12 protein-coding genes are annotated in these 11,245 nt (G+C 52.4%); 1 reads left to right on the top strand and 11 read right to left on the bottom strand.

Annotated elements, in window-relative coordinates:
• From D6783_01945 to D6783_01895, 11 genes are all read right to left on the bottom strand, one after another.
• A partial coding sequence (locus D6783_01945; protein ID RME53481.1) for a hypothetical protein occupies positions 1-332 on the bottom strand: 332 nt, incomplete at its 3' end.
• A complete protein-coding gene (locus tag D6783_01940) occupies positions 323-4,177 on the bottom strand; it encodes a hypothetical protein (protein RME53480.1) in 3,855 nt (1,284 codons plus the stop codon). The genes D6783_01940 and D6783_01945, both read right to left, overlap by 10 nt.
• The gene (locus D6783_01935) at positions 4,159-5,370 is read right to left on the bottom strand and encodes a hypothetical protein (GenBank protein ID RME53479.1); all 1,212 of its coding nucleotides are present in this window, start codon (positions 5,368-5,370) and stop codon (positions 4,159-4,161) included. The genes D6783_01940 and D6783_01935 overlap by 19 nt, the downstream gene beginning before the upstream one ends.
• A 21-nt stretch (positions 5,371-5,391) precedes the next feature.
• A complete protein-coding gene (locus D6783_01930) occupies positions 5,392-5,805 on the bottom strand; it encodes a hypothetical protein (protein RME53478.1) in 414 nt (137 codons plus the stop codon).
• Positions 5,806-6,222 (bottom strand): hypothetical protein, encoded by a 417-nt coding sequence (locus tag D6783_01925; protein ID RME53477.1) that lies wholly within the window; start codon positions 6,220-6,222, stop codon positions 5,806-5,808. It abuts the gene before it with no gap.
• A 163-nt stretch (positions 6,223-6,385) separates the two neighbouring features.
• Entirely contained in the window at positions 6,386-7,333 is a 948-nt protein-coding gene (locus tag D6783_01920) for a hypothetical protein (GenBank protein ID RME53476.1), read from the bottom strand.
• 85 nt (positions 7,334-7,418) lie between these two features.
• A complete protein-coding gene (locus D6783_01915) occupies positions 7,419-7,571 on the bottom strand; it encodes a ribosome biogenesis protein (GenBank protein RME53475.1) in 153 nt (50 codons plus the stop codon).
• 132 nt (positions 7,572-7,703) lie between these two features.
• Positions 7,704-8,474 (bottom strand): S1 RNA-binding domain-containing protein, encoded by a 771-nt coding sequence (locus D6783_01910; GenBank protein RME53474.1) that lies wholly within the window; start codon positions 8,472-8,474, stop codon positions 7,704-7,706.
• A complete protein-coding gene (locus D6783_01905) occupies positions 8,475-8,657 on the bottom strand; it encodes a 30S ribosomal protein S27e (GenBank protein ID RME53482.1) in 183 nt (60 codons plus the stop codon).
• 218 nt (positions 8,658-8,875) lie between these two features.
• On the bottom strand, positions 8,876-9,376 hold the full coding sequence (locus tag D6783_01900; GenBank protein RME53473.1) for a hypothetical protein: 501 nt from the start codon (positions 9,374-9,376) through the stop codon (positions 8,876-8,878).
• 66 nt (positions 9,377-9,442) lie between these two features.
• Complete coding sequence (locus D6783_01895; GenBank protein ID RME53472.1) at positions 9,443-10,255, bottom strand: DNA replication complex GINS family protein; 813 nt, start codon at positions 10,253-10,255, stop codon at positions 9,443-9,445.
• 142 nt (positions 10,256-10,397) lie between these two features.
• On the opposite strand from D6783_01895, the gene D6783_01890 reads away from it, so the two are divergent.
• A partial coding sequence (locus D6783_01890; GenBank protein ID RME53471.1) for a radical SAM protein occupies positions 10,398-11,245 on the top strand: 848 nt, incomplete at its 3' end.

The following is an 11,245-nucleotide window of genomic DNA, read 5'->3' as shown; positions in this document are numbered from 1 at the left end:
AGGTAGGTTTGTTCTGCGTCGGTGAGGAAGGCGCCTGTTTCGACGACGTGCTGTTCCATGGCGAGGAGGGCTCGAAACCCTGCGATGTATTCTCCTCTTTTGACGTCATCTGAGAAGTCGTTGAGGAACGTGTTCATGGTTTGGACGCGAACGCCGATGGCGCTTTGGCGGTCTTGGAGGCGTTGCGACCCGACCGAGAAGAAGACGATGAGGACGATGGTGACCATGACGATCATGAACGCGAGGTAGTACACACCTCTCTTCCCAGGTTTTTTCCTCAGTACGCTTCTTTGAGTGTGCTTGTGCTCCTTGCAGGTATTGTTCAGTCCCATACGTGCACCTCAAGCATGGTTGGCCCCCAGAGGTAGGGGACTTGGTTGACGACGGTTACGATGATTTCAAGGTCTTCTGCGGCGAGGTTGACGAGAACTTCGCCGTCATCGTCAAAGTCGAGCTGGTCGAGGATTTGTGCCGTTGCGAGATCGTACGCGTCTTGAGGGTTGTAATCACCGCCGGGGTGTCCCGACGTGTTGTACGAGCATGTTTTGCTTCCCGTGTACGATTCCGGGATGCTGGTGGTGACGTTGGAGCCGTCTTCAAAGGCGATGTTCCACGTGCAGCCCTGCGCGGTGGTGACGACGTCGGAGCGTTCCGTCGACGCGTTCACGTACCCTCGGTAGATGAAGGTGTTGTTCTTGCTGCAACTAGTATGGTTTGTTGGGCTGTCACCGGTTTGGATGAAGAGCGTGTTCGCCCCTGGCCGGATGAGATCGGTGGCGATTTGGACGAGATAGGGGTCTCCGAGGCGTTCGTAACTGTCATTGTATATTGAGAGGTTGTACGCCTCCCCTCCCCACGGGTCTGTCACGGCGAGGTAGTCGGTCCAGTGCTCTCCTGAGTAGGAGGTTATGACCGCGTCAATAACGCGGACGCCGTCGTACACGGTCACGGAGGGGGTGCAAGAGTTGAGGTCGCTTGATTGGAAGACCACTTCGAGCTCTCCTGGTTGAGGTTGTTCTTCTAGCGGCGTATACGTTATGTTGATGTAGGAATCGTTGAAGAGAGTGGAGGGTTGGAATTCACCAGAGATGACAACGGTTTGTGACTTAAGCGAGGCTTCCAATATAGTTGAGGCAACACTACTGTAGAACTCTGCAAGTTCAGAGGCATTATCACTCTTGAAAAATTGACCATTGCCACAACTTGCCATTTCTTGAAGAAGTGTTTCGTCGGCTTCAGAGCTAAACCCTACAGTATGAACCGTTGCCCCCCAGTCTTGGCGCAGAGAACATGTTGCATTTACAGCGTCTTCCCTTGCAATCGTTGAAGAGCAGGGAGGGTAGTGCTTGTTGAGTTCTCCTGAGAATCTACAACAAATGTTTGCTTGACCGTCAGTCATGACGAGTGCTGCGAGGTCTTTGGACGTATTAATAGCTATTAGTTCTGCATCGATGAGAGCATCATCTTTTGAGTTTTGTAACTCGATAGCGAGGACATTATCGTTGAGCTCCCACGCGTCCGGGCCTACCTTCTGTGCTGAAATATCCCAGTAGGTTCCGTTGCCAGAGAAGGGATTTTGTTCAAGAAGCTGACCATTTAAGTAGACGTTAGCAACGTCATCTACATTAAGGTTAAGGTGGGCTCTCTTCACATCGTCAAGGGAAGATATTGTAAAATGATGCCTGAGGTAGTAAAAGTCAGATCCTGACGCGTTTGTTATCATGAGTTCAACATCGTCAATATAAATGTCGCCCCATTCTTGTGTTTGGCTATCAAAGCAAAAGCCAAAAAGTGAAAAGGAGCAAGTTGAGAGAAGCTTAGCCCCTATATCTAAATAATACATTCCAGGTCCTTCAATCAACGATGAAATGTCTTGTGAGTATGTGTTTGAAGAGAAAAAAGAATCCGGGTTGTTCAAGGTATCAACCTCTAAGGAAACATCCGCTCCTTCATTCGAGAGTTCTGATCCCAAGTAGTTGCTGCCAGAAGAGGGGCTTGTCCAGCGTGCTTTAAGCCAGAGTTGGTCTGAATTTTCAAATCCAGAAGTTCCTGGACGCCATTCATATTGAAAGCTAATGATTGCCTTTCCTGTTGGAGTCGACAGGCGTTCGAATTGCTCTTGTGTGATGTTTACTTCGATCCCGTAAGCAGCTGAGCAGTCAAATCCTTGACATGTATTTCTGCTTGAGCCTGAGGTTCCTCCTCCGAGTTGGAAGTGGAGCATGTTGTCTCCCTCCAAGTCTTGCACCCAGTCATAGATTATGTTGCTATGCCGTCCGTCATATTCGTAAGGTCCCGGGTTTTGGTTTGGACCTCTATCCCAGCCGTCATCACCGTTCCCCAACCCCCACGTGTCTCCTGTACTGTTATACTGACCGCCATCAAAATCTACTGCTGGTGAAGGACCGTCCGTTACATGTGGCCAGAGATTTGGATAGAGCGCACCAAGCGCGGCTTTTGAGCCCATATCTGTTGCGGCTTGTGTTCCGTGTCCAAGAGGGGCTTGGCCTGTTTGCCATGAAGAGTCATCATACTCCTTTGCGTACCAAGGGTTGCCGCTTCCGTCATTCGGCGGAGGGCCTTGAAAGTTGTTGGTTTCATAAAGCCAATTGTTGCTTTGCTTCCCTATTAAGACAGTGCGTTTCAAGCCTTGAGTTAGAACATCTTTTGCTCCATTTACTCCACAGCAAATGCATGTGCTGTCTCCCGGCGAGTACGAGTCTACTTCTTGCTTTAACTCAGTTTTGTTGTCTGTGAGCGGTTCTTGAGACTTTACTATTGTGTCATACGAAGTGAGTCCAAGAAGATTACCAGGGTAGTTCAGGATTTCGTCTATAAATTCCTTGTCAACACATTTTGCAACTGAGAGGCGTTGTGAGTCAGAATCATTGATATTTTCGTCGCTACAGTCTCTTTCAACTCCTGGTGAGTTGCTATCCATTCGCCAACTCATACTGCCACTCACGTCTGTAACAAGCGAGACACGAGCGTTGCCTTTGTATGATGTCTGGTACGTTAGGTTTTCAAAGCCTATCCTGAGTGGGACGGTTGTTCTGCTGAGTTGGGTGTAGTTGAGGACGGAGGAGAGAAGGCTGTCGTCAATGGTTATTTTTTGTTCTGTGGTGCTGACGTCGTCTTTGAGGATGGTTTTGTTGCCAATGGTCATGTAGAAGGTCGCGTTGTTTTCGGTGGTGTGGTTGGCGAAGTAGTGGAGGTGCACGTCGAGGTTGGTGAGGTTGCCGGGGACGTTGAAAGCGTCGTAGAGGTTGACGATGCCGGTGATGCCGGGGAGTTTCTTTTGTTTCTCGCCCAGCTTGGTGGTTTCGAGGAAGGTTTCTGAGGTGTAGGTGACTTTGACGTAGCCGCCGGCGATGTAGGCTTCGTTGACGTCGTCGAAGGTGAAGGAGAGTTCGTTCTCTCCTGGTTGGAGGGAGGTGTTGCACGCGGCGATGTCCCAGTAGTCTGGTGTGTAGTTGTCGGTTGTTTCGATGGGTGTGAACGTGCCGCAGACGTTTCCGTTGATGGAGAGGGTGAAGCGTGATTTGGCGTCGAGTTCCATTTCGAATGAGCGGATTTTTTCTGTGGTGAGGTCGCTAGGGAGGGTGAAGCGTGCTGAGATGTTTCCTTGGCCGACGAATCCGCCGAAGTAGACGAACGTGGCGAGGTCTCTGCCGCGGATTCTTTTGAGGAAGGCTGCCGCGCTTGTTCCGCGGAGGGCTTCTCCTTGCTTGATGCCTGATATCATGCGCTTGGTGACGAGGATGTCTTTGTTTTGGGGTTTGTTTCGGGAGAAGATGATGTCTCCGCCAATGGTGAGGTTGAATCCGTAGCGTTCGGGTATGGTTTTGTTGAGGGTTATGGCGGTGAGGTTCTTTGCTTCTTCGACGTTGTTTATCGCCCAGAGTTCGCCGATTTGGTAGAGGACGCTCTTGGTGGTGTCGTTGATGAGGCCTCTTGCGATGAGTTCGTCGATGTAGGGGTCGTTGACGTCGGTGATTTTTTGGTTGGCAAGGACGGTGACGGCGTCTGTCGCGGCGAAGTCGAGTTGGTTGCTGGTGGGTTGGAGGTTTGAGATGGTGATGACGAGAAGGATTGCGCCGATGAAGAGTGCTCCTGCGAGGAAAGCATCTAAGCTGAAGAAGAATGCTTGTTTTCGTTTCATGGTCGTTTCCTCCATTGCAGGACGTGCATGGTGAGTGGTTGTTGCTTGTAGATGGTGATGCGTTCGATGTTGACAAGGTCGCGCACCTTATCTTCTTCGACGCTGATGCTGTCGCAGTCTACTGCGGTTATGTTGACGGCGTTGTTGACGAGGGAGAGGATGTCGTTCTTGAGGGGGCCTGTGGGGGTGGTTGCCTCGATGGTTGGGTAGTAGTAGATGATGCCGTCTCCGAGTGTCCATCGTGCAATGCCGGGTCGCTGGGCTGCTTCGTCGTACTCGGTTATTTTGAGGAAGTTGTCTGCGTCGACGTTTTCGACGGTGAATCCTGGGGCGGCCGTGTTTTGGATGGTTCCTGTTGGGAGGGTGAGGTAGTAGCCATCATCCGTGACGAGGACGGTGTGATTTTTTTCTTGGGTGGTGTTTTGGAAGACGCCGAGGAAGTGTGACGTGACGTTCCCGGTGAGGATGAGGGTGCCGCCGTTTTTGGTGAATTCTTCAAGTGCGAGGAGGATTTGGGTTCTTGTCAGGTCTTTCCAGGGGTCGTCTAGGTGGGGGTCTTCGAGGAAGACGACATCGTAGCGGGAGAGGTTGTTCACGAGTGCTGAGAGGTTGTTGGGTTGGCCTTCTTGTTTTTCGTAGATGTCCGTGTCAAACGTAGTGGCGAGGTCTCCTTGGATGAGCGTTGCTGGTGCTACGAGTGCCGCGTTGGGGAGGTTTTCGCTGTGCGTGTTGCTGGTTTGGATGGTTACTTCATCGAGGCTGTCCGGGGCGCCGAAGCTGCAGGTGTCGTGGAAGTTGACGATTCCGTTGGTGGTGTTGGTGAAGTAGAAGAGCAGGTCGTTCGTCGCTCCGAGTCGTACTTTGAGGTCGTTGTACGAGAACGTCTTCATCGTGAGGAGTTTGCGCTTGGAGAGTTTGGCGTTGGTGTGCACGCCTGCTCTGACGATGTTGTTGACGGGTTCGAACGCCCAGGTTGGGGGGTAGCCTTCTTGCTTGAGGATGCTGGAGACGCTTTCGGCTTGCTTGGCGAGGAGGTCGTACGTGTTGGGTTGGAAGTTTTCCGTGATGATTTTGATGCCGAGGATGAAGACGGTGAGGAAGAGGAGGAGGCCGATGGAGTAGTCAACCGCCCATCCTTGCCCTTGCCTGCCCCTCGTTTTGAAGGGGCGGGTGTTCTTCTTCTGATTTTGCTGAGTTTGCTTTGTCATGTTCTTTTTTCTCGTGTCGGGTTAGGGGAGGGGTTGGGCGTGGATGACGCCGTTCATGTCTTTCCAGATTTTGTTTTTTCCTGTACTTATTGATCCTTGAACTGCGGGTATGGGTGCGGAGAGGATTTGGTTGTTGTAGCGGACTTCAAGCGTTTTTTCTTGGATGGTGACGGTTACGGGGAATCCTTGGTATTTGTGAGGGATGGAAAAGATTCGTTCGTAGCCGGGCTGGACTTGGGCGGCAAGGAGGAATTCGTCTTGGATGGTGTAGGTGATGTCGCGGATGGCGAAGAAGCTCTGGTCGGTGAATCGTTGTTGGAGGAGGTTGTTGGCGAAGGCGAGGAGGACGACGAAGAAGAGTGCTGCCATCATGAGCATTGCGCTAAATTCAAGAGACACTTGTGCTCTTGTTCCTCGCAGTTGCGTTGTCACCATTTATTCCTCGAGCTTGACTGATCCGTCTTGCTGTGCCGTGATGGTGATGGAGTGGATGCCTTCGTGTTTCTTGATGGTGCTCGCGGGGTTGATGGTGGTGTCTGCGGTGAAGCTGACATCGTAGTCCTTGGGGATCGCGTCCATGGTGAAGATTATGCTCTTTCCGTTGATATCGACGGAGACGATGTTGCTGGGAAAGTAGACGCGAAGCGTTTGTTTCGCCGGGGGGCCGTAGTAGTAGACTTGATTCACCGCGTCGATGATGGCGGTTCCTGCTTTGAAGAGTTGCTCGTCGGAGACGATGGTCTTGGTTTCGACTGCTTTCTGCTGGAAGATGCCAAAGAGGGGTATCGTCAGTGCAAAGGCGAATGCAACGATGAGAATGTATTCAATGCTGACTTGGCCGCGCTTCTTCATGCCACTCACCACTCCCTGTATTTTTCCGGGCAGGTTTTTTTTGCTCGTTTTAGAACGTCAAAGCTTTATAAAGTTGTTGTAACTATTTGAGGATGGCTATATCGTTCATCGTGAAAGAATGGGTTGTTGTCTTTTTTTGTTAGACGTTTTTTTGTTGGAAGGCTTAGCCGATGTACGTGGTTTCGTCGCTGCGGCCTTGCGGCGGGGGTGGTTGCGGCGTGGCGTGGTCGTGGAAGGGTTGAAGGGCGAGGTGGAGCTCTTTTTCGAAGCTGGAAAGCTTCTTTTGGAAGGCATTCATTGCTACTTTGATGCGGAGGAGTTTTTGGAGGTAGAGCAGAAGTGCGTGGGCGCCGCGAAGGTCTGCAAAGAAGGGGTGGGCGAGGGACTCTGCAAGGATGGCGGTGGCGGGGAGGTTTCTCTTTTGGGCTTCCCCGTAGAGGACGCCGCTAATGCCGGTGATTGTGCCGACGGTTCCGTAAAGGGAGGTGATGGCTCCGGCTTGTTTGCAGGCTTTTTTCTGGGCTGGTGTCGAGGCGAGGACGTAAATGCTCGGGTGGAGTTTGAGTTCGGAGAGGCCGATGCCTCCTAAGGTTATGACGTGCTTGCAGGCGAGGTGTTGGAGCTCTTGCGCGACGAGCTTGGCGAGGGTGTGGGTTGCTTCGTCGTCTCGGGGTTGGGCGTCGCCTGAGAGGAAGAGGTAGGTTGTCTTGTTAATGGTTTTGGCGTGGATGTTGATGGTTGGGAGGGTTGCTGTGTTGTCGGGTCGGATGAAGACGCAGGCGGGAAGTGCTGTGCTCGTGAGTGTTGCGACGTGACGCGCTTTGAGCGCGTCGATGAGGTAGTCTACGGCGAGTTTTGCTACGTTGCCAACGCCGGGAAGCCCTGTTATGAGAACGGGTTGTTTGATGGGTGTTTTCGTGTGCCAGGTGACGTGCCAGGTGTTTCTTTGCTCGTTGGGGGGCGTGGGAGGAGGGGTTGTGTTTTTTTCTCTTGTGCGTCCTTCCTTCTTTCGTTCTCGTTGAGTGATTGCTTGCTTGCGGTGTTTCACTTGTTTTTTCTTTGCGTTCTTTGTTTGTTCTTTTCTTGGTTGTTTCTTTTTCGCGAGGGGCATTGTTCACCGTTTATTTTTTTTGTTTCGAGAAGAGGAATTGATTGGTTGATTTGGTTTTTCCCGTTTGCGCCGTTAATTTGTTGCGCTAGTTTTTTGTTTGTTTTGCTGAGCGGCGGTAGGTTCCGTACTTGTCTTGTGGCGAGTAGCGAGGCGGCTTGGGCGAGACTCTGGTGCCTCCGCAGGGGCAGGCTTCTGTGATGCCGTAGGAGCCGCAACGAGGACATTTGAGGATGTGCATTGGTCTGGGAATACGTGCCGAAATAGGCAGGGTGTTTTTGTTTGGGCTTTTGGGTGCGCGCCCTTCGCGTGGTTCGTTTAGGATTTTTTTGTTGCAAGGCCGGGTTGGCGTTTTTTTGCTTGCCGGCTTTAGCTATTTGCTTCTTGTTATCGTGACCGTCCCTTCTTGTTTTTCAAGCTGGCTGAGCGGGGCCGTTGCGTCTTTGAGAAGTTTTTCTGCTGTTTTGAAGTCTTTCGCTTCGATGCGGTAATGCCAGGTTCCTGCTCCGCGGTATTTTATTTCGAGGCCCGGCACGGCTTTTTCGGATTGGGTGAGGACGTCAATGATGAGGTCTGCACCGCCTTCTGCGGGCGTGGAGAGCTTCGCGTCCGCCTCGATGACGACGCTTTTTGGCTTTATTTTTTCCTTGACGATGTGCTCAAGTTTTTCGCCAAGTTCTTTTCCAACGAGCTTGGTGAGCGTTGCGCCGTTCTCGACGACGTCAATGAATGCTTTGTGGAGGTGGCCGTATTCTGAGAGGATGCTTGGCGCGATTTTGTCGTAAAGCTCCTTCGGCGTGACGCCTTCGTCAGTCGCGAGTTGTTCAATGATTTTTTCTGCTTTTTGTTCTTGTTTTATTTCCTCCATTTTGAGGCGGCGTTGCGCCTCGTTCACCCTCCTGAGGGAGAGGTCGATGTATCCTTTTTCTTTGTTGATGCGCAAGACTTTGCAAACGATGCGCTTTCCTTCGACAACGTAGTCGCGGATGTTGCGGATGCGGCCGGGGGAGACCTCTGAGATGTGAATCATCCCGTTCTTTCCGTACTCATCAAGGCGGCACGTGACGCTGTGGTATTGTACTTTTATAACCGTGCACAGGACGAGTTCGTCTTCTTCCGGGAATCCTTCACGCTTGAAGAACATTTATTCGAGAACCTCCAGGATTCTTGCTTTCACGTTTGTTTTCCCGCCGGTGGGGAGTGCTAGGACTTCACCGCATACGAGGCAGGTCGCCTTGGTTGCCGCCTTGCCGAAGATGGTTTGTTCATTTTTGCATTTTGAACAGCGGACTTTGATGAATTTCGATGAAGGGTTTTCAAGGTTCATGGTGGGCACCTCTTCGCTCTTGTTTCTTGTTTTGCTGGCCAATCACGGATTATTTATAAACCTTGTGACGGGGTGGCTGTTGTTGGCCTTCTTGTTGCGAGGAGTTGGGAAGGCATGGCTTGTTGAGAAGGGCGAGGGCGGTAACAGAGAAAAAATGGTTTAGAAAGAAGTCTTTGCTTAAAACTTAGCTTAAAACCGTGCTTAAAGAAGGATTTTTTTTAGATGATTTCTACTTTTTTTGCCCTGATCCCGCTGGGCTGGGTGAACGTTTTTGAGCAGGCAGTGCAGGTGTAGCGAAAATCGGTTCGTTTGGCGAGTTTTTTGCCTTGCCGTTTGGGCTTCGGCGTCTTGCTGTACTTTCCCAAGTTTCCTGCGCCGCGTCGTTCTCCTCTGAGCTTGACGCGCTTCGTGCCGCCGTACGAGAGCGGGTGGGTCGCGCTTCTGCCTCGCTTCTTTCCTTGAAATATTTTCTGCTCTGTGTGCTTCTTGCAGGCAGGGCAAAAGCGTCGCGTTGTTTTTGGTTTTTTCATGATGGCGTGGTCGTCTTTTCTCTTGAGAGTGTGCTTCTTCAGCGTATTCCTTCTGTGTGTTTTCTTTTTGGCGTCGTGTCTGGCGTCGTGTTTGCCTTGCGGTGACGTCTTTCTCTTTATAAAAGTTATTGTCAGGACGGCGTGGGCGGGGGAGGGACGAGGGGTTGTGACCCGGATGTTGTCGAGCATGGGCGTTTGGGCACGTCACGCTCACGACGCTTCTTCTTTTTGTTCCCTTGTTTTTTCCCCAATGCCTCAGTCCTTTGCCTTGGCAAGCCCCTTGCGGAGGAGAACCATTGCGACGTCGCCGGGGAGGGATTGCTCGTCTCCTTGCTTGAACGGGCCGTGAACGGCGAGGGCTTTGTCAATGAATTGCGGGACGTCTTTGAGGAAGACGAGTGTGACGGGGTCTGCTGGCCGGTCTTGTTTTGGAGGTGGCGCGGGGCGCTCGTTGGGCGCGGCTGTTTTTGCTGTGATCGCTCCGGCTGGCAGGGTTGATGCCTGCGCGTCAGCGGCATCTTCCTTTGAAACGCTCTTTTCTTGCGCCTGGTGAGGCGTGGCTGCTCCTTCTTCTTTTTGCTGTGGATTTGGCTGTGAAAGAAGTTCAGGGCTTTTTTCGGCGCGGACGGCGTCTTCTGAGGTCTTGCTCGTTGCGTACGTCGTGAGGGGTGGTTGGAGGCTGAGAATCGCGTTGAGGTGTGCTCTGCGGTGGAGCGTGAGGACTTGGAGCAGGTCTTTGAAGAGGACGGCTTCGTTGGGGAGGAGGTGCTCGTCCGTCACGGCTCCTGCCCCCGTCCTGGCAGCGTTGAGGGCGAGGCGGACGATTTTCTCTTCGCGGCGGTCGTGGAGTTCGCGAAGAATTTTTTTCATGTTGTTGAATTGTATGCGGAATTTTTCCTTTGCCGCGTCGCTGCCGTGGGCGGGGTCATCAAGGTACGCCTTGCGCCCTTCAAGGTAAGCGAGAACGTCAGCGTAAAACGTAGGTTCTAGCGCTTGGATGGCTTCTTTTGCCTTTTCTCGGCGCAGGAGGTCAAAGAGGGTTTCGTACGTTATTTTCACATCAACCATGGTGATCGTCTGTTGGGAGGTGAAATCATCCTTTGTTTAAATAGGTTGCTCGAGGGCTGGCTCGTGCTTGCACAGGGGGAGGGAGGAGGGGAGGAGAAAAAGGACAGGGTTTTAAAAAACAGGGTTGGTTTCTTGCAAAAGCATGGGCGATGAAATGGCAGGGGATGCGGTCGTTTCGTTTCGGGATGTGAAATTCTTCCCGTATGAAGGGCGCGTGCGGGGCGTGTTCCTGCGAAGGTTTGAGTTCTTCGTGGATGATCGCTCCTTGCGAAGGATTGGGGCGTTTCGCGTTGAGGACGGCTCGCTCGTGTTCTCAGGCGTTGCTCGCGATCGTGCCGAGAGGAAGGTGCGCGTCATCTTGGACCAGGAAATGCGTCATATGCGCAGTATTTTGACAAAGAAGCGCGTGTGGTACCTGCACAAGGGTTGCGGCGTCCCCCTCATCGGGGCGGGCGAGTTCGGCGTGGTGGACCGGGGAACGAACATCATTGAGGTCAAGCCCATGACGGGGTGTAATTTGAATTGTTCGTTTTGCAGCGTCGATGAGGGGAAGAATAAGAAGGTGCTTGACGTGTTCATTGATCCTGACTTTCTTGCTGAGGAAGCGTGCAGGGTTGCCGCGATAAAGAAGCATCGGGTGGAGTTTAATATTGGCCCGCACGGGGAGCCGCTCCTCTACCCTTCCCTTGTACGCCTCGTTCGCCTTCTGTCCTCTTGCAAAGGCGGCAAAGAGGGTTGCTGCGCGGTGTCCATGAACACAAATGCCGTGCTCCTCACAACGCGCCTCGTTGACGACCTTGCCGCGGCGGGGTTGTCTCGGCTGAATGTTTCTCTCCACGCACTTGATGAGGAGCTTGCTCGCCGCTTGTACGGTGCTCCCTACCCGCTTCGCCACGTGCTGGGTATGCTTCGGTACGCTGCGAAGAAGGTGGATGTGCTCCTCACGCCGGTGGTTGTTCCTGGCGTGAACGAGGATGCCGTGAAGGAGGT

Source organism: Candidatus Woesearchaeota archaeon (assembly GCA_003694805.1).
Lineage (GTDB): Archaea > Nanobdellota > Nanobdellia > Woesearchaeales > J110 > J110.
Note: the sequence above shows the minus strand (reverse complement) of the source record. Positions and strands in the feature narration are given on the sequence as shown.

Coding starts and splice junctions, on each gene's coding strand:
- D6783_01900 (RME53473.1), bottom strand. CDS start 9,376: ATGCTCGACAACATCCGGGTCACAACCCCTCGTCCCTCCCCCGCCCAC.
- D6783_01930 (RME53478.1), bottom strand. CDS start 5,805: ATGGTGACAACGCAACTGCGAGGAACAAGAGCACAAGTGTCTCTTGAA.
- D6783_01940 (RME53480.1), bottom strand. CDS start 4,177: ATGGAGGAAACGACCATGAAACGAAAACAAGCATTCTTCTTCAGCTTA.
- D6783_01935 (RME53479.1), bottom strand. CDS start 5,370: ATGACAAAGCAAACTCAGCAAAATCAGAAGAAGAACACCCGCCCCTTC.
- D6783_01905 (RME53482.1), bottom strand. CDS start 8,657: ATGAACCTTGAAAACCCTTCATCGAAATTCATCAAAGTCCGCTGTTCA.
- D6783_01910 (RME53474.1), bottom strand. CDS start 8,474: ATGTTCTTCAAGCGTGAAGGATTCCCGGAAGAAGACGAACTCGTCCTG.
- D6783_01920 (RME53476.1), bottom strand. CDS start 7,333: ATGCCCCTCGCGAAAAAGAAACAACCAAGAAAAGAACAAACAAAGAAC.
- D6783_01895 (RME53472.1), bottom strand. CDS start 10,255: ATGGTTGATGTGAAAATAACGTACGAAACCCTCTTTGACCTCCTGCGC.
- D6783_01915 (RME53475.1), bottom strand. CDS start 7,571: ATGCACATCCTCAAATGTCCTCGTTGCGGCTCCTACGGCATCACAGAA.
- D6783_01925 (RME53477.1), bottom strand. CDS start 6,222: ATGAAGAAGCGCGGCCAAGTCAGCATTGAATACATTCTCATCGTTGCA.